Below are 18,757 nucleotides of genomic sequence, written 5' to 3'. Positions count from 1 at the left end.
TTTCAGTTTGAGGCGCATTGTTGAAATAATGGTTGTTTCCTAAGGATAATTGCATTGGTTTTTAATTGATGTAAAACTAAGCCAAGAATCAATATCTTAGATACTGGCAGAGGTGTTATGAAGTGTTTTTTAGGCGTTGTTAGCGCAACGGTATTACTGTCATTAACGGGATGCGCCACGTCGCCACCGCAAGAGCCAGATGACCTGTGTGCTATTTTTAAAGAACATCGCTCGTGGTATGACGCTGCAGTCAATACGCGTGAAAAATGGGGCGTGCCAGTTCATGTCCCCTTAGCCATGATGTATCAAGAAAGTTCATTCAAACATAATGCTGCACCACCAATGCAATATTTTTTAGGTTTTATTCCCACCGGCCGTGCCAGTGACGCCTATGGTTACGCGCAAGCTAAAACCATGACCTGGGATGATTACGTTCGAGAAACCGGTAATAGTTGGTCTAGTCGCAGTGATTTTGACGATGCGATGGACTTTATGGGCTGGTTTATTTACAAAACCCATAAAATTAATGGCGTGTCTAAGTGGGATGCTAAAAACCAATACTTAAATTATCACGAAGGTTGGGGCGGTTATAAACGCGGCAGTTATAAAGCCAAAAAATGGTTAACGCCAGTAGCCAATAAAGTGGATAAACGTTCAAAAACCTACGCGGCGCAATATCATCAATGTAAAGAAAATTTAGATTCGTCATGGTTATGGCGAGTGTTTTTTGGTTAACCCATACGTTAAATAACAAAAAAGGAGCCTAGGCTCCTTTTTTGTTATTTAACGTACTTATTGGCAAGTTTATGTGATAAACCTATTTGATAAATTCGGCCAAAATCCAATCCAGCGGTGCTTGATATTGCTGTGGCATCCAAGCTTTTAGTTGGCTAATGCTGTCATCTAACATCGCTTTATTATGCACAGACAGGTTTAAGTGACCGACTTTACGGCCTACACGAACTTCTTTGTTGTACCAAAACAGTTCAGCATTTGGCAGACTTAACCATCTATCGTCTTTATCAACCCCAATCAGGTTAACCATTACGCATTGGAAATTAACCTGTGGTTGATGCAAAGGTAAATTGCATAGGGCACGTAAATGCAATTCAAACTGGTTTATGTGACAACCCGCTTGAGTCCAATGGCCCGAGTTGTGCACTCTAGGTGCTAACTCATTGACCATTAAGTGTTCACCAACACGGAAACACTCCATCGCCATCACGCCCACATATTCAAGGTCATGCATGACCTTGCTTAACATGTCTTCAGCTTCGGCCTGCAAAGGTGCTAAGCGAGTTAATGGCGCAATCGATGCCATTAAAATACCGTCTTGATGTAGGTTTAACGCCAACGGATAAAATAAACAGCGCCCGTCTTGGGTGCGCACACCCACTAACGACACTTCTTCATCAAAGTTAATCGCTTGTTCTGCAATGGCTTCATTGCGCCAATCGGCAGGGATGGTTGTCGCTTCTGCCTGCTTGAGCCAATGTTGGCCTTTACCGTCATAACCGCCGGTGCGACGTTTTAATAATACCCGTTCACCATAGGCATTATGCAGTGTTTGCGTGGTGGTATTGTCATTAACTAACTGCCAAGGCGATGTGGCGACAGCTAATTCATCGAGCAGACTTTTTTGGCTAAAACGGTCAGCTAAACGACCAAATACTGGGCCATTAATAAAATGTGGGTGTTGGCTGAGTTGTAAACTCAGCTGTGACTCTGGCCATTGTTCGCGTTCGGCGGTAATGATGTCGTCAGCTTCAAGCGGTAACTGCACATCTGATGGTGTCATAATATCAACCGGACGCACATTAATACCTAGCGGTTGGCCTGCATGACTGAGCATGGCACCTAATTGACCATCGCCCAATACCCATAGATTTTTTGGCAAGGTCATTAGTCTTCTCTCGGATCGGGATTATCAAGGATCGCGCGAGTTTGCTCATCACGAAATGCTTCTAAACGCTCAGCTAAAGCGGCATCGCTAATCGCCAAAATTTGGCTGGCTAATAAACCTGCGTTAAACGCGCCGGCAGTACCAATGGCTAAGGTGCCAACGGCAATCCCTTTAGGCATTTGTACAATCGACAATAAACTGTCCATGCCAGATAAGGCCTTGCTTTGCACTGGGACACCTAACACAGGCAAGCGAGTTTTAGAGGCGATCATGCCAGGTAAATGGGCTGCTCCGCCTGCACCACCAATAATGACTTTATAGCCTTTATCTGCAGCAGAACGTGCAAATTCCATTAGCTTGTCTGGTGTTCTGTGGGCTGAAACGACTTCAACATGATAAGGCACTTGTAACTTATCCATAATTTCAGCGGCGGCTTCCATTGTAGGCCAATCACTTTTAGAACCCATTACAACAGCAACTAGGGCTTGCATGTTAACTCCTTAACGTACTTATTCTATTAGTATATTTGGCTAATTCGCTCAGTAGGAACCGCGGGCGATTAACGTCAATATTAAGGCGATAAAAAAGGTGCTAAATAATAGCATAAGCCGTGCTCTGTTGGCTGCATTTCAGTGTTTCTTGAGGCTAACACTCAGTTTCTAAATACGAAAACTACTTAAACACATTTTATATTCACCACAAGTTCGTATCGAACATTGATGAATAATGGAGTAAAGAATTCTTTTTGTAACCCTTTTACCTATTTCGCTCGTTATTAGCTGTATGCAAGGTCACTTTGTTGACGTAACCAATATGAATAACAAGTCGATAGATGAGGAAAAAACCATGAACGATGTCCATAAGCAACTCACTCGCAGTGCATTAGCCATAGTCATTAGCGCGATTATTGTCAGTGGTTGTGCGCAAGAGTCCAAAGACAGTGCGAAACAAAGTCAGCCCGCTTCTAAAATTCAATCCGCGAGTAAAACGGATTCCTCTGCACAAGCGCGTCCCGAGTTATCTGAGGTAGCAGGTTTAGTGATGGCATCTGAGCCACAGGCTGATGCATACCAAGGATCAAAGGAGGTGCATCGCAGCGCTAAAGTCATGGCAGCGTCAATGGCGCAGCGTATTGTGAGTCCTCAGCATGTCAGCGCAAGCGATCGCAGCTTGTTATTAGCACCTAATGCTAATGACAAATTTGAGTCGCTAGTACAAAACGGCAATATGGTTGCCGGTGAAACGCCGGTATCGACGTTTTCAATCGATGTTGATACTGGCAGTTACAGCACCACCCGCAGATTAATCAATCAAGGCCAACTGCCGGTTAAGAATACCGTTAGGGTAGAAGAGTTAGTGAACTACTTTAGTTATGACTACCCAGTACCGACAACCACTGAGCAGCCCTTTAGCGTTAATACTGAATTAGCACCCTCACCGTATAATGCTGATACTCAGTTATTGCGCATTGGCATTAAAGGTTTTGATGTTGCAGCAGACCAGCTTGGTGCAAGTAATTTAGTGCTACTGCTTGATGTGTCAGGCTCTATGTCGTCTGCTGATAAATTGCCTTTATTGAAACAAGCCATGCTGATGCTGAGTCAGCAATTATCGGCGCAAGATAAAGTATCGATAGTGGTGTACGCCGGTGCCAGCGGTGTGGTGCTTGACGGTGTTGCAGGTAATGACTTTACCGCCATTAAAACAGCCCTTAGTCAGTTAACTGCACAAGGTGGCACTAATGGTAGCCAAGGTATTCAGTTAGCGTATCAATTAGCGCAAAAGCACTTTATCGAAAACGGCAGTAACCGAGTTATTTTGGCCACCGACGGTGACTTTAACTTGGGGATGACAGATCATCAGCAATTGGTTGATTTTGTCACCAGTCAAAGTAAAAGTGGTATTGGTTTATCTACGCTTGGCTTTGGTCTGGGTTCTGCTACTGCCAGTTATAATGACCATTTGCTGGAACAATTATCAAATAAAGCTAACGGTCAATATGCGTTTATTGACACCTTAAATGAAGCGCGAAAAGTGCTAGTTGATCAACTCAGTGCCACACTGTTAACTATTGCCCACGATGTCAAAGTGCAAATTGAATTTAACCCGGCGGTGGTGTCTGAGTATCGACTTATTGGTTACGAAAACCGGTTGTTAAATCGTAGCGACTTTAATAACGACGCTATTGATGCAGGTGAGATTGGTGCGGGTCATACCGTCACCGCGCTTTACGAGATACGTTATAACGATAGCCAAAATCGTTTAGTGGATCCGCTGCGTTATGCTGTTACAGAATCGACGCAAATTGATGAAGCTAAAGTTCATCAACACACTGCAAATGAAGTGGCTTATTTAAAGCTGCGTTATAAAGCGATTGGCGAGCAAAGAAGTCAATTAATCGCTTATCCCATTAGCCGCGATCAGCAGCTGACTCATTTGCATCAAGCCAGCGATGATTTCCGCTTTGCCGCCGCAGTCGCGGGGTTTGGGCAATTGCTTAATCATAATAATTATGTCCACGATACTGATTATGCTAAGTTAATTGTACTTGCTGAGTCTGCAATGGGCCAAGACCGATTTGGTTATCGCCATGAGTTTGTGCAAATGCTAAAAACCGCAAGTGTACTCGAGAGACAGCTTATGATTACTGAGCCAGACACTCGTTCGGTTAGCCAATAAATGCGTCACAAAAAGGATAAAATGGTGCAAACATCAATATACCCTAAGGATGAGCCGTTAATTCCCCAAGTGGGAAGTGACGAGCAACTGATGCTCGACTACCAAGCGGGTGACGTCCGCGCGTTCGAGGCCTTGTACCTTAAACACAAAGGGCCTTTGTATCGTTATTTTGTTCGCCAATTACATAACCAACAATTAGCCGAAGATTTGTATCAAGACACCTGGGGTAAGGTGATTAATGCGGCGAGGCAATATCAAGTCACGGCCAAATTCACCACTTGGTTATATAAAATTGCCCATAACTTATTGATTGACCATGTGCGAGCCGTTAAGCCTCTCGATAAAGTTACCCCGCTTGGTGAAGGTGAAACCATGGATAGCCTACAAGCAGATAATCAAGCCTCGCCTGAGCCACAATTACAGCAACAGCAACAAGTTGAGATGATGAAAAATTGCATTGCCAAACTGCCGCCAGTGCAAAAAGAGGCTTTTTTACTCAACATCGAAATGGGCATGACCGCTGCGATGATCAGCGACATTGCTAATGTGACTTTAGAAGCCACCAAAAGCCGTATTCGTTATGCTTATCAGAGTATTAAGCAATGTATTGCTACCCAAAGGCAGGAGACAACATTATGAGTAAACAATTAGATCATGATGCAGAGTTCACTGCATTACAAACTGAAATCAACAAGGCTTATCATCAACAACCATTAGAGCAACCCTCTGCTGAACTGGATGAGGCCATATTAGCCAAAGCGCGTTCGGATGCAAATGTATCTAAAGTCAGTTCACCTAAAAAATCAATGTGGCAACGCAATGCATGGGTGTTTTCAAGCGCGGCGTCAGTATTGCTGGTGGCGGGATTGTTTATGTTAACCCCAAGCCTGCAAAAACAAGTTGGAATTGATATTGAACAAGGTTTACCCGCTCAACAGTCATCATTTAAGCAGGCCAAATCGACATCGGATGTGCCTAAACTAACTGAGTCACCAGTTGAAGATGCCGCAGCAGCAGAATCAATTGCCGTACAGGGATTATCGATGAGTTCAGCGCCAATGAATAACGAACGTGTTAATCGTGAAGCAATAAGTGAAACAATCAGTGAAGCATCTGATAACAACGGAACAGTTGAATCTCAAATGGCAGATAAATCATCCGCGGTAATGAGTGCGGCGCCAACACCTGCCAAAGTAAATGAAGAAGGACAAAAGAAAGTACTAGAACTGCACTCAAGCAGCCATGCCAAGGAGGGACTACAAGTGAAACAGTCATTTAATGGATCGTTAAAAGGGGACATTCAATTAGATACTGCTGATGTCGCCTTGGCTCGGTTACAAGCACTAATGGCCGACAATAAACTGATTCAGGCTGAACGTTATATGATCACCATAGATCAACGCTTCCCTGAGCTATCTGATCCGTCCCACCCACTTTATGAGCAATACCATAAAATTGTACTGCAACTGACTTCGCAGTAAGGGAAATACGAGACATTAAAACACTAACGGCTAAGCGATCACTGCTTAGCCGTTTATTATCTCAAATTGAATTACTGCTGAGCTGTTTATTATTTCAAATTGTGGTTCGTTACATATTTTTGCTGCAAAATTAGCCACAACTCTGATAATGTGAACGGATAAATATAATACGTTAATTGATATTGATTTAACTCTAGATATCGACTTTATAAGGACGCTCCTCACCATGAAACTTCGTCGCTCCGTTGTGCATTGTATGTTGGTTTTAGGTACTTTAGCTTGCTCATCAATAGTCGTGGCTAATGCCTCAAATCAAGGCTATTACCGCGCCCCAGCATTGCACGATCAAACCTTAGTGTTTACCGCCGAAGGCGATCTGTGGATAACCCAACTCAACCAAACTAAAGCCAGTCGCTTAACCAGTTTGGCCGCCGAAGAAATGGACGCAACTATTTCAAAAGACGGCAAGTGGGTGGCTTACACCGCCAATTATGAAGGCGCAACCGAAGTGTATGTGATGCCTATTCAGGGCGGAGTGGCTAAGCGGGTAAGTTTTGAAAACAGCCGGGTGCGCCTGCAAGGCTGGACCGCATCAGGAGAGGTGTTATATTCCACCGACAATGCCTTTGGGCCCGCTAATTTTTGGGTGTTAAAAACCGTTAACCCGCAAACGTTAACCATCACAGACTTACCCTTAGCTGACGCCGTAGAAGGCACTATTGATGACAAAGGTGAGTATGTTTACTTTACTCAATTTGGTCTGCAAGTCAGTGGCGATAATGTCAAAGTCTATCGCGGCGGCGCTAAAGGTGAAATTTGGCGTTATAAGCTGGGTAGTAAACAAGAAGCACAGCAGTTAACCAGTGCCCATGAGGGTTCTGTTAAGCAGCCGATGTTATGGAATCAACGGGTCTATTTTGTCAGTGATAAGTCTGGTAATGACAATATTTGGTCGATGACCCTAGATGGCAAAGATAGTAAACAACACACTCAATATACCGATTGGCAGGTGCGCGATGCCCAGCTTAATAATGGCCGCATTGTGTTCCAGCAGGGCGCCGATATCAAGTTGTTAAACTTAGCCGATCTTGCCCAATCAAGGTTAAATATCGAACTCACCAGTGACTTTGCCCATCGCCGCGAGCAATGGGTTAACGACCCAATGGATTTCGCCACCTCAACCGTCTTTGCCCATCAAGGCGACAACGTGGTAATTACTGCCCGTAGCCATGTGGCTATTGCCAGTAATGATGGCCGCCGCTTAGTGCAAATAGACTCATCAGCCAATAGCCGCGTGCGCGATGCACTGCTTAGTGATGATGGTAAATGGGTTTATGGCATTAGCGATGCATCGGGAGAGCAAGAAATTTGGCAATATCCTGCAGACGGCTCTGCTGGGGCCAAACAGTTAACCAAAGATGGCAACACCTTGCGTACCAGCTTGTCGTTATCACCTAATGGACGTTATTTGGTCTCCGACGATTACATGGGCAACGTGTGGTTACTGGATTTAACTCGCGACAATAACCAGAAAATCATCAAAAATGGCGAAGGCCTTGGTCCTTATCAAGACATTAAATGGTCTGGTGACAGTCGGTTTATTGCCCTGACAAAAGCTGAAATTGGTAAACAGCGGCCACAAATCGTGTTGTATTCAATTAACGAGTCAAAAGCACAAACCTTAACCACAGACAAATACGAGTCGTTTTCACCGAGTTTTAGCCACGACGGTAAATGGTTGTATTTCTTGTCTAATCGCGAATTTAAAGCCAATCCTGGCTCGCCATGGGGCGACCGCAATATGGGGCCTATTTTTGACAAACGGACCCAAATATTTGCTTTAGCGTTAGATGCTAAAGCGTCATTCCCATTTGCAAAACCAACGGAACTGACTGTCAAAAAAGAGGCTAAAAAAACGGATAAAGAGCAGGAAATGGGCGGTAGAACCAAGGTGGATTGGGATGGATTAAACCAACGCCTATGGCAAGTGCCTGTTGATGCGGGTAATTACCAAAGCTTAACGGCGGCAAAAGACAAACTGTATTTACTTGATGGCAATGAACAAAGCAGCGAGCTAAAACTGATTAAGTTTGATCCGCTAAACCTTAAAGTCGATACCTTTAGCGAGGATGTGGGCCAATATTCGTTATCAAAAGATGGCAGTAAATTAATGCTGCGTAAGCAATCAGATCCTAAAAACATCATGATTGTGGATGCGGGCGACAAACTGCCAAGCGATGTATCGCGAGCGAAAGTCAGTACAGATCAATGGCAATTGAGTATATCACCACCGCAAGAATGGCAGCAGATCTTTGAAGATGCATGGCTAATGCACCGTGACTCGTTTTTTGACCCTAAAATGCGTGGGGTAGATTGGCAAGCCGCCAAAACCAAGTACCAACCTTTGGTTGATAGGTTAACCGATCGCAACGAGCTCAATGATATTTTTATGCAAATGATGGGCGAGCTTAACTCGTTACATTCACAAGTGCGCGGCGGTGATATTACCCAAGACGCGGATGCTGCCAAAGCAGCTGCATTAGGTGCTAGGCTGACTCAAACCGATAAAGGTGTGCTTATTAGCCATATTTATCAAACCGATGCCGAATTGCCATTGTCTGCATCACCGCTGGCGCGTATTGAAGTGGATGCCCAAGAAGAGGATATTATTCGCGCCATTAACGGTAAAAAAGTGACTAATATTGCCGATGTGACTCAATTGCTGCGTAACCAAGGCAATAAACAAGTGCTACTGGGACTGATGCGGGGTAAAACGGCCATTAATACCGTAGTGACGCCGCACGATATTGGCACCGATGCCAAACTACGTTATCTGGACTGGGTAGAGCATAATGGCGACAAAGTCGCCAAAGCCTCCAATGGCAACATTGGCTATTTACATTTGTATGCCATGGGCTCTGGTGATGTAGAAAGTTTTGCCCGCGAGTTTTATACCAATTACGACAAAGACGGGTTAATTATTGATGTGCGCCGAAATCGCGGTGGCAACATTGACAGTTGGATTATTGAAAAGCTATTGCGCCGTGCATGGGCATTTTGGCAGCCAACACACGGCAGCACCAATGCCAATATGCAGCAAACGTTCAGAGGTCACTTAGTGGTGTTGGCTGATCAAATGACTTACTCAGATGGTGAAACCTTTTCCGCTGGGATCAAAGCATTAAGCATCGCGCCGATTATTGGTAAACAAACTGCCGGCGCTGGCGTGTGGTTATCGGGGCGTAATTCGGTGACCGATAATGGCATGGCGAGGGTGGCAGAATATCCACAATATGCCATTGATGGGCGTTGGATCGTCGAAGGTCATGGGGTTGACCCCGACATTGAGGTTGATAATTTACCTTATGCGACTTTTAACGGTAAAGACGCTCAGCTGAATGCGGCGATTAGCTATTTAAAAGATGAGTTAGTACAACAACCGATCAACCCTTTACAAGGTCAGCCTTTACCTAAAATAGGGCCGGCTGCGGATATAAAACCGCGATAATGATTAGCTTATTGACAAAACCCCAAGTGATTACTTGGGGTTTTTGTAGATATGGGTTCAATGTACTTATGTTGCGCGGGCATATGAAGCTATTGCAACCATTACGCTTGCGCTATTTTATCTCAACTACACACGCTAATGAATTGGCAATAAAGCAGTTTGCATGGGCCTTGGCATGAATTTTTGCCAATGTCTCTTGGTCTACTTCAATCCCTTCAGCAAAAGTGACTTTGGGTTCAAGCGTCATTTTGACCACGGCGACTTTACCGGCATCATTTTTACCTAAATCAGCGGTGGCATTATCAACATAATGGGTCACTGGCAGTCGCTTTAAATGGGCAATCGCTAAAAAGGTCAACATGTGGCACGACGACAAAGCTGCTAGTAAGCTTTCTTCTGGGTTAACTTTGTCTGCATTGCCTTTGTATTCTGATGCCGACGAGGCTTGGATCGTTTGTCCACTGCCAAATTTCACCTCATGGTCGCGATTAAATTCACCGTCTTCACTTGGTGAAGATTGCCAATTCACCGTTAATTTAAAGCTCATTTTGTACTCCCAAAACCACCTAATAGTGGTATTTATAACGATTTAACATACCGTTTATAGATGCTGACTTAAACGATAACTAACATCTGTTGATTCAACACCAAGCGTAGCTGAATGTCCATGGACTCGCTCGAGAAAACAGATATAAAAATGGCATCTATTCACTACAGGCAAGCTACTGTTCGGTTTGATATCACGAATTTTAAAACCGAGGGCAAAGAGGCTACGCCTATCTCTTTAAATAAACAAAAACCAGCTTGCGCTGGTTTTGTTTATTTAGCCACAGTTTGGCTTTAAATAGGGCTATAAAGATAAATCAGTCTATGTGAACGCCATGAGTTGCCCACTGAGGCTCACTAAACTCAGTTTGGGTTTTAAACTGAGATAATCAATTATTCCGATGTTAGCTTATTCTCCCCATTTTTTAACCCGAGTTGAGGTGAGGTAAACCAATTAAGCTTCTTCGGTGGTCAGCTTGGTGATCAATTCAGCAATAGTGGCGGGTTCTTGTGCCCCAGACACTAGATATTGCTGATTAAACACTATAACTGGCACAGCTTGAATCCCGCGACTGATCCAAAGTTGCTCTGCTTCTTTAACGGCTTTTTCATAGCGCTTGTCGCTGAGTACAACTCTAGCTTCATCGGCATCTAAGCCAACCTGCGTGGCAATATTAATTAAGACTTCAATGTCATCGGGATTCTGCTGCTGAGTAAAGTAGCTGCTAAATAAAGCCAGTTTTAATTCGGTTTGCTTACCTGACTCTGCAGCCCAATACAGCAGCTGGTGGGCAAGTAGCGTGTTGTAAATGCGTGATGAATCAGAAAAATTAAATTCAAAGCCTAAATCAGCACCCATTTGGGTTAATCGTTGACGATTTTGAGCACTTTGCTCCGGTGTTGAACCGTATTTCTCAGCAATGTGTTCGCCTAAGTGTTGACCTTCTGGCCCCATCGTGGGGTTAAGTTCAAACGGATGCCACTGTATTTTAACCTCTAAATCATTAAATTGACTTAGTGCTTGTTCAAGACGACGGTAGCCGACAATACACCAAGGGCACATTACGTCTGAAATAATATCGATTTGGAGTTGATTAGTGGCCATAATTATCCTTTCTAATGATTAATTCGGTTTCATTTATATAAGCCTTAACAGGCAAAAAATGTATAGTTGTTTATAAAACAACTGCTTTTAGTAATTATTTGTTTGGTTTGTAATCACTTGTGTAAACAACCCAAAAGTTGCAACCTTTGTCACTAAATTGTGTCTATACTTAATCAGTAATCTGGTGTTTAATCAAGTAAGGGTTAGGTCAGTTTGATATACCCCATGCACGTTTTAATCAACTTTTATTAATGGCATAGTAGTTGAAGTTCACAAGTAGATATAAAACACTTTGTAGACTTGAGTACTTGTGACACAAAGCTCATGTCCCATGTCTAAATATGTCAGCCTGCATTTGTACAACAAGCCTATTTATGTCAGCATGCAGTTGTAACACGCGATAAATTTGGCAAGTAAATTCTTTTAAGGACAATCTATGAAAATAAATCTTTCTGGTCACCATGTTGATGTTACGGATACTGTCAAACAACACGTAGATGAAAAATTCGCTAAAATAGCTAACCATTTTCCCACGCTTATCTCGCTAGATATCATCATTGCTAAAGAGCATGGTGAGTATGATGTTGAAATTAGAACTAACTATGAAGGAACTAGCATTGCAGCTAAAGGTACTGATTTAGTCATGTATCCGGCTATTACGAGCGCCGCTAGAAAATTAGATGCGGCACTAAAGCATCGTAAAGGCCAATTAAAAGCAGATTTACATGAAAAACCAGATGTCACTGCGCCTGAAATCGCCTACGAAAAAGTTCAAGAAATGGACTTACGCTAACCAAAATCGTTTATTAAACGACGCCAAAAAACGCAGCTTAAGCTGCGTTTTTTTGTTTGATTCGGTAAAGGTAAGAAGGCTAGATGCTAGGGCGGACTGCGTCCTGCTAGTATCGCTTCGCTGCTAGGACGGACTGCGTCCTGCTAGTATAGATTCGCTGCTAGGGCGGACTGCGTCCTGCTAGAGTCGCTTCGCTGCTAGGGCGGACTGCGTCCTGCTAGAGTCGCTTCGCTGCTAGGGCGGACTGCGTCCTGCTAGTATCGCTTCGCTGCTAGGGCGGACTGCGTCCTGCTAGGAAACGATAACAAGCGAACGCTACGCTCACGGATAGAACGGTCTAGCACTTGGCTTGTTATCGGATGTCATCGCTCGTTATCGCTAGCTACCAAGATTTTATAGTCTCTAGCCGCGTAGCGTACTAGCAGCGTTCTAGGCTCTTGGTTTGCCATCGACTGTCAGCGCTTGTCATCTCTGTTATAGGATCTAGCAGCGAAGCGATCTAGTTCCTAGGCTTTTATAGTCTCTCGTTCTAGTTTGATTTATTCTTCATCAATCTCAGCATTGTGATACACGTGTTGCACGTCATCACAATCATCAAGAGCCGCTAAGAACTTATCAAAATTTTCAATATCTTCACCAGTCAGTTCAGTCATGGTTTGTGGCACAAAGGCTAAGTTTTCTACCTTAAAGTCAATCTTAGGAAAGGCTTCAATTAACACAGTGCGGGCATTATTAAACTCTGATACTGGCGCAAATACGCTGATGATACCATCTTCTAGTTCTACATCGGCAACGTCGACGTCAGCCATCATAAGCAGTTCTAAAATGGCTTCATCATCATCACCATCAAACACAAATACTGCTTGATGTTCGAACATATGGCCAACAGTACCAGGGCCGCCCAGCTTGGCATCATTTTTAACAAACGCTTGGCGAACTTGAGTAAATGTGCGGTTACTGTTGTCAGTTAAACAGTCAACAATAACCATACATCCGCCAGGACCAAAACCTTCATAGCGGGCGGTATCATAATCTTCACCACCACCACCACGTGCTTTTTCAATGGCACGTTCAATAACGTGTGCCGGAACTTGATCTTTCTTCGCGCGGGCGATCAAGCTACGTAGGGCTAAGTTGCCCTCTGGGTCAACGCCACCTTTAGCGCAAATATAAATCTCTTTACCATAACGTGAGTAAATACGTGTCTTTTGGCCAGCGGTTTTCGCCATGTCCTCTTTTTTATTTTGATATGCTCTGCCCATCTTAATCTCGTTTTATTAAATGTTTAAGGCTAAAAATTGTCACCGATTCTAGCAGGAATAAGTTGTGCTGTTTAGGTGCTGGTTCTAAATTTCACATAAATAGGCTTGATAACCCGATAGGTATTATAGAATTTAGATCTAGCACGTCATACTTTTAGGCTATCACTATTCATATTTACACATCAAATGTGTTAAGTTCATGTTTAAACGCCTACCATCGATAATAAATCTAAAATACGATTTAATTGTAAAAGGTTGTTTAAAACCAAAATATAAAAATAATGAGAAAGGACTTCTCTCCCTGGATGAATTCAGTACAAAGAGTCTATTGGTTCATCCATTTTACTCTGAGATGTGTTGATAAGTGACATTATCAATATCATTTCTACACTGAATCAGTATGTTGAAATGAGAGTCCGAATATGAAATCTGTATCTGCCGAAGGTCAAACTTCAAATCCGACAGTGACTATTTTGTATTACGAAGCCCCTGTTGGCTTAGAAATGCATAATGCTGTGATGACCGATCTGCAAGTCAGTCACAGTGGACGCGTAATTATCCCTGAGTCGTTTCGCCGAGGTAAATCGATTATTGCGGTATTAGAAGGCGAGTGCAAAATACTTAACTCATTGGGTGAACGTGTTTTTTCACAACGTGTCGTGAGCTAAAGATAGTAGTCATCAAGCTAACATAACCAAGAAGACACCGAGTGTGTCTTTTTTTTATGCTTTTTTGGTGTTTTTTATGCACGTTTTATGTTGTTTAGCATGAAATAATAATGCTAATCACATCGTAGTAAATCATCGAGCAGTTTATCCGCTAACGCCTGCAATAGCGTTTTGCTAGGATTGGTATGAGCGATGGTGCGCATCCCATATATTCCCATCATCATATATTGGGCTAAAAAATCACAGTCGCTGTCGGCAGGAATTAATTTTTTTGCTTTTACTTGTTCGAATACTTGCACTAATGAGCCATGCCAAGTGGCTAAACATTGGGCCGACATTTGGCGAATATCGTCATCTTGCTCGCCCATTTCACTGAGTGTTTTAGTTAATAAACATGATTGGCTAGCATCGCAACTTAAGCATTCCTGTAAAATGCTATCCAAGTATCGACGTAAGTTGTCTATTATCGAGTTTTCATCAGTAAACAGTTGCTGAAATTGCTGGCCTCTGTCTTGTTGATATTGACCTATGGCTGCAAGCAGTAAGCCTTTTTTATTGTCAAACGCACAATAAATTGACCCAGGATGTAAGCCAGTGGCTTTGGTAAGATCCTGCATGCTGGTTTTGGCATAACCGTTCACCGTAAAAGCACTCATGGCTGCTCTTAATACTTTTTCTCTATCAAATTCAGCATGTCTCATATTCTGTCACTTCTGGTAACAACAAAGCGTGATAACTCATTTCGGTTTAGTCTAACTAAAATAGCTCGACTATTCAAAAATTACTTGAATGTGTATTCAAATAAGATTAATCTTGAACGCATATTCAAGAAAGGAGATTATCACATGACGGCGAGTTTATTTACCCCTTACAAACTTAACGACACCCTAACATTATCAAACAAGATTTTAATGGCACCATTAACGCGTTGTATGGCAGATGATGACCTTGTGCCGACACAGATGATTGCCGATTATTATGCACGCCGAGCTGAAGCGGGTCTTATTATCAGCGAAGCGACAATTATTCGTCCAGATGGCCAGGGCTACCCAAATACCCCAGGTTTATTTACCCCGGCTCAAATTGATGGCTGGCGTGTCGTTACCGATGCCGTACACAAAAATAACGGTAAAATCTTTGCTCAGCTTTGGCATACCGGCCGTGTTGCACACCCGCACTTTTTTGGTGGTGGCGATGTATTATCTTCTTCAGCACAAGTCGTGGAAGGCACTGTGCCTAGAATGCGCGAATTGGTTTATCAAACCCCAAAGGCCGCCACGGTAGACGATATTAAGCAATTAGTAGCTGATTATTCCCAAGCCGCTGCAAACGCAATTGATGCTGGCTTTGATGGTGTCGAAATTCATGGTGCAAATGGCTATTTAATTGACCAATTCTTACACTATGATAACAACCGTCGTGTAGACGAATACGGTCAAACACCAGAAAACATGTCTCGCTTTGCCTTAGAAGTGGTTGATGCTGTGGTTGCCAGAATTGGCGCAGATCGCACCGCTCTTCGAGTCTCTCCTGGCGCCTATTTCAATATGGCAGCAGATCCTCGCGACCGTGATGTTTTTGACTATTTATTACCTGAGTTGGCGAAACGAAATTTAGCCTTTTTACATGGTGGTATTTTTGACGACTCAATGCAGTTTGATTACTTAGGTGGCAGTATATCGGCTTATATGCGCAGTGTTTATACCGGTACGTTAGTGGGTGTGGGTAGCTACACTGCTGAAACGGGTAGCACAGCGATTAGCGAGAACAAGTTTGATTTACTGGCTATTGGTCGTCCATTTATTGCCAATCCTGATTACGTAGCAAAAATACGTGATGGCGTTGAATTAGTCAGCTACGACGGCGCTATGTTAGCTGAATTGATTTAACCTTGTTTTTGTTTTTTGTTTGTTGTTTTTTGCGTTATTAACTTCAGTAGAGGTTAGTTAAACGTATTTTGTAGGAATCCACTTCTAACAGCTATTTTATGTGTGAGAAGTGGCGCTAAAATTATCAACCCCAATTTGTGTTTTTTAGTTTCCGTCTTGGCCACTGCTTTTGCTGTGGTCTTTTTTTTGTCAGAAATTTGTCTCAGTGAGTGCTGTCTATTACTATGTCGGCAATTTTAGGCAAAGAGATGCATGATGCAAACACTGCAACAATTAAACGATGGTTTGTTACTGGGTTATCAACGGGTCAATATCGCAGCACAACTCACTGAGTTTCCGGTTAACTTGTTTGAGCTAGCCGATACCTTAGAAGTACTTGATCTTAGCAACAACCAATTGTCGTCATTGCCGGCTAACTTTGCCGACTTGCATCAACTTAAAATCCTATTTTTGTCTAATAACCTATTTGATCATCTGCCAGCAGTATTAGGTCAATGTCCTAATTTAGAGATGATAGGTTTTAAAGCCAATCAAATCCGCAGCGTGCCAGACAGTGCCATTCCAAAACAAACCCGCTGGTTAATCTTAACCGACAACCAGATAGAGCAGTTGCCTGACAGTTTAGGTCAATGTTATCGCCTCGAGAAGCTGGCACTAGCAGGTAATAGGCTCACCTCGCTACCCGCTAGCATGGCAAATTGCCATCAATTGGCACTTATTCGTTTATCTGCAAACCAGCTTACCGATTTACCTGAGTGGTTATTTCAATTACCTAACTTAGCCTGGCTGGCTTTTGCGGGTAATGCATTTAGTCATGTTGAACATTGCGACAATACTCGAGTTCCCACCGTGCCATTACGCCAATTTAGCTTAGGTCAGTTGCTCGGTCAGGGTGCATCTGGGCTAATTTATCAAGCAGGTCACCATGCAGGAAACTCAAACATTAGCCACTTTAGCAGCGACGTAGATATCGCCATTAAGCTGTTTAAAGGTATGATCACCAGTGACGGTTATCCAGCAGATGAGCTTGATTGCTGCCTAACCGCGGGTGAACACCCTAATTTAATTAATGTGGTGGCACAAATTAATCAGCCCGATCAACTGGGCTTAGTGATGCAACTTATTCCGCCAAGCTTCGGCAATTTAGGTTTACCACCGTCGTTGCAAACCTGTAGCCGCGACACTTTTGAGCCGCAAACGGTATTTACTTGGCAGCGCATTACTTATATTGCTAGCCAAATGGCTGATATTTTGGCTCATTTACATCAAAATGGCATTAGCCATGGTGATCTTTATGCCCACAACATCATGATAAACCAAGACGATTATGTATTATTTGGCGATTTTGGCGCGGCATCAAATTTAAAACAATTTACCCCACAGCGGCGGCAGTTAATCCAAGCGATTGAGGTTAGGGCGTTTGGTTATTTGGTCGATGATATGCTAAACCTCATCGATAACCCAGATACGTCACAAGCCACGATGTTGCGCCAGGTAGTGCAAGATTGCCTGCTAGATGATGTATCGTCCAGACCGTGCTTTAATACATTGTTACCGCGTATAGCGAGTATTGCTTAAACCATAAACATTCGAGTTAAGGCTCATTTAGGTAAATCAACCTAATGACGCCTGAGTTCGAATGAATTTCAGCGTAAATAACCAATACAGAATATGGCCTTTATCAACACACTGCATTACAATCAAATTATCATGTTGTCATTAAAGGCTCGCCCACAGTGGAAAATAAAACTGCACGTTTTACCGTATTAATGGACCCGTTAAAAAAGCAGGCATTTGAGCAGCTGTGTGCCGCTCAAGATCTCACGCCATCACAAGTCACTCGTCAGCTTATTCGTGAATATCTGCAAAAGCACGATGTGAGTTTTAGTGATAGCCAAAGTCGTCCCAATCCACAAGTGAAAAGCTAACGTTGGTCTACACTATCGTTAAGTTAATTCGGTTGCTGCACTGCCTAGGGTAGTCAACTTGTGATAATAGCATTATAATGCCATTACAATATTCGGCAGGGTAGATACTTTTCTATCTCACGCCAATCGATAAAGCCTGTCGAACTGCGTATTAGCGCTATTAACATGTTCGACAACTGCCAAGAACACAGAGAGTAAAGATATGAGTGATGTAATCCCGCCATGCCCAAAATGTGAGTCTCCGTACGCTTATTCAGACGGTACATTATTAATTTGCCCAGAATGTGCTAATGAATGGAACCCAAATGAAGAAGTGGTTGATCCAGACGCTATCATTTTAAAAGATGCCAACGGCAACTTATTAGCAGAAGGCGACAAAGTCACCTTAATCAAAGATCTTAAAGTCAAAGGCTCATCGCTAGTGCTTAAAGTTGGCACCAAAGCCGTGATTAACCACCTTGTCGATGGCGACCACGACATCGATTGTAAAGTCGATGGCAATGGCCAAATGATGCTGAAATCAAAGTTTGTTAAAAAACAAAGCTAATAACGATTGAGCAGAACATAGTAAATCACATGTAAGTGACCATTAATCAGCTTTAGGCTGATTAACAAAAAATCCCCGCAGGCAGCAATGCCAACGGGGATTTTTTATGGACACCGGTTCAAGTCCCGCCGCCACACCTGAACGGGTTCTTGTTGTTCCAAAGGTATATTGTTTAGAAATGCCCGAACGCATGCTTGCCCAGTGGTGATCCCCAAGTGAAATCACTTCTGTGACACGCTGTAAACCCATCCATGGGCGCTCTGCGTTCTCGATGGTCACAGCCGCGATTGCACCTGTCGTTTAGTTATCTTCGATTCAACCTTGTTTGTAACTAAGCGCTCTAACTCACTTTTGGACAAAAGTGAGTTTGAGGTATTAATTAACTCAGCTTACTTGGTATTGGTTTAGCTTGATTTATAACGTAGCTTCATTTGAACTTATTGCCTGC

The 18,757-nt window shown here is 43.1% G+C and carries 18 protein-coding genes; 11 read left to right on the top strand and 7 right to left on the bottom strand.

The annotated features are described in order from the left end of the window. Positions 1-117 precede the first annotated feature (117 nt). The gene (locus tag AAEY93_RS05715) at positions 118-735 is read left to right on the top strand and encodes a transglycosylase SLT domain-containing protein (protein ID WP_124012023.1); all 618 of its coding nucleotides are present in this window, start codon (positions 118-120) and stop codon (positions 733-735) included. Positions 736-817: 82 nt separating this feature from the next. Here the strand turns inward: AAEY93_RS05715 and purK are convergent, their stop codons facing one another. Continuing rightward, the gene (gene purK, locus AAEY93_RS05710) at positions 818-1,903 is read right to left on the bottom strand and encodes a 5-(carboxyamino)imidazole ribonucleotide synthase (RefSeq protein ID WP_101032439.1); all 1,086 of its coding nucleotides are present in this window, start codon (positions 1,901-1,903) and stop codon (positions 818-820) included. Further along, entirely contained in the window at positions 1,903-2,394 is a 492-nt protein-coding gene (gene purE, locus AAEY93_RS05705) for a 5-(carboxyamino)imidazole ribonucleotide mutase (protein ID WP_101032438.1), read from the bottom strand. The genes purK and purE overlap by 1 nt, the downstream gene beginning before the upstream one ends. A 355-nt stretch (positions 2,395-2,749) precedes the next feature. Between purE and AAEY93_RS05700 the strand changes: the two genes are divergently transcribed. From AAEY93_RS05700 to AAEY93_RS05685, 4 genes are all read left to right on the top strand, one after another. After that, positions 2,750-4,582, top strand: a complete 1,833-nt coding sequence (locus AAEY93_RS05700) for a vWA domain-containing protein (protein ID WP_351075373.1) — start codon at positions 2,750-2,752, stop codon at positions 4,580-4,582. 21 nt (positions 4,583-4,603) lie between these two features. After that, the gene (locus AAEY93_RS05695; RefSeq protein WP_198554746.1) at positions 4,604-5,221 is read left to right on the top strand and encodes a sigma-70 family RNA polymerase sigma factor; all 618 of its coding nucleotides are present in this window, start codon (positions 4,604-4,606) and stop codon (positions 5,219-5,221) included. Further along, positions 5,218-6,063, top strand: a complete 846-nt coding sequence (locus tag AAEY93_RS05690) for a hypothetical protein (protein WP_351075371.1) — start codon at positions 5,218-5,220, stop codon at positions 6,061-6,063. Before AAEY93_RS05695 ends, AAEY93_RS05690 begins: the two co-directional genes overlap by 4 nt. 226 nt (positions 6,064-6,289) lie before the next feature. Further along, on the top strand, positions 6,290-9,571 hold the full coding sequence (locus AAEY93_RS05685) for a S41 family peptidase (RefSeq protein ID WP_124012018.1): 3,282 nt from the start codon (positions 6,290-6,292) through the stop codon (positions 9,569-9,571). Between the two features lie 112 nt (positions 9,572-9,683). Here the strand turns inward: AAEY93_RS05685 and AAEY93_RS05680 are convergent, their stop codons facing one another. Then, on the bottom strand, positions 9,684-10,118 hold the full coding sequence (locus tag AAEY93_RS05680) for an OsmC family protein (protein ID WP_124012017.1): 435 nt from the start codon (positions 10,116-10,118) through the stop codon (positions 9,684-9,686). A 453-nt stretch (positions 10,119-10,571) separates the two neighbouring features. Next, positions 10,572-11,222, bottom strand: a complete 651-nt coding sequence (locus AAEY93_RS05675) for a DsbA family oxidoreductase (RefSeq protein ID WP_351075369.1) — start codon at positions 11,220-11,222, stop codon at positions 10,572-10,574. Between the two features lie 436 nt (positions 11,223-11,658). On the opposite strand from AAEY93_RS05675, the gene hpf reads away from it, so the two are divergent. After that, positions 11,659-12,015 carry a ribosome hibernation-promoting factor, HPF/YfiA family gene (hpf, locus tag AAEY93_RS05670; RefSeq protein ID WP_124012015.1) on the top strand — a complete coding sequence of 119 codons (357 nt, stop codon included), beginning with the start codon at positions 11,659-11,661 and terminating at the stop codon, positions 12,013-12,015. 539 nt (positions 12,016-12,554) lie between these two features. Here hpf and AAEY93_RS05665 read toward each other — a convergent pair. After that, complete coding sequence (locus AAEY93_RS05665; RefSeq protein WP_351075368.1) at positions 12,555-13,277, bottom strand: YebC/PmpR family DNA-binding transcriptional regulator; 723 nt, start codon at positions 13,275-13,277, stop codon at positions 12,555-12,557. 422 nt (positions 13,278-13,699) lie between these two features. Here AAEY93_RS05665 and AAEY93_RS05660 point away from each other — a divergent pair, with 422 nt between their 5' ends. Then, positions 13,700-13,945 carry a TIGR02922 family protein gene (locus AAEY93_RS05660; protein WP_124012013.1) on the top strand — a complete coding sequence of 82 codons (246 nt, stop codon included), beginning with the start codon at positions 13,700-13,702 and terminating at the stop codon, positions 13,943-13,945. 113 nt (positions 13,946-14,058) lie between these two features. Here AAEY93_RS05660 and AAEY93_RS05655 read toward each other — a convergent pair whose 3' ends face one another. Further along, positions 14,059-14,646 (bottom strand): TetR/AcrR family transcriptional regulator, encoded by a 588-nt coding sequence (locus tag AAEY93_RS05655; RefSeq protein ID WP_124012012.1) that lies wholly within the window; start codon positions 14,644-14,646, stop codon positions 14,059-14,061. 144 nt (positions 14,647-14,790) lie between these two features. Here AAEY93_RS05655 and AAEY93_RS05650 point away from each other — a divergent pair, with 144 nt between their 5' ends. The 4 genes from AAEY93_RS05650 (at position 14,791) to AAEY93_RS05635 (ending at position 18,309) form a co-directional block, all read left to right on the top strand. Then, positions 14,791-15,834, top strand: a complete 1,044-nt coding sequence (locus AAEY93_RS05650; RefSeq protein ID WP_124012011.1) for an alkene reductase — start codon at positions 14,791-14,793, stop codon at positions 15,832-15,834. Positions 15,835-16,089: 255 nt separating this feature from the next. After that, the gene (locus AAEY93_RS05645; protein ID WP_164839586.1) at positions 16,090-17,412 is read left to right on the top strand and encodes a leucine-rich repeat-containing protein kinase family protein; all 1,323 of its coding nucleotides are present in this window, start codon (positions 16,090-16,092) and stop codon (positions 17,410-17,412) included. A 158-nt stretch (positions 17,413-17,570) separates the two neighbouring features. Then, on the top strand, positions 17,571-17,762 hold the full coding sequence (locus AAEY93_RS05640) for a ribbon-helix-helix protein (RefSeq protein WP_124012009.1): 192 nt from the start codon (positions 17,571-17,573) through the stop codon (positions 17,760-17,762). Between the two features lie 202 nt (positions 17,763-17,964). Then, positions 17,965-18,309: a zinc ribbon domain-containing protein YjdM gene (locus AAEY93_RS05635; RefSeq protein WP_101032423.1), complete on the top strand. Its 345-nt coding sequence runs from the start codon at positions 17,965-17,967 to the stop codon at positions 18,307-18,309. Positions 18,310-18,351: 42 nt separating this feature from the next. Here AAEY93_RS05635 and AAEY93_RS05630 read toward each other — a convergent pair whose 3' ends face one another. Next, complete coding sequence (locus AAEY93_RS05630; protein WP_351075364.1) at positions 18,352-18,588, bottom strand: hypothetical protein; 237 nt, start codon at positions 18,586-18,588, stop codon at positions 18,352-18,354. Positions 18,589-18,757 lie beyond the last annotated feature (169 nt).

Origin of the sequence: Shewanella sp. CAL98-MNA-CIBAN-0140 (genome assembly GCF_040309905.1) — a bacterium.
Classification (GTDB): domain Bacteria; phylum Pseudomonadota; class Gammaproteobacteria; order Enterobacterales; family Shewanellaceae; genus Shewanella; species Shewanella psychromarinicola.
Note: the sequence above shows the minus strand (reverse complement) of the source record. Positions and strands in the feature narration are given on the sequence as shown.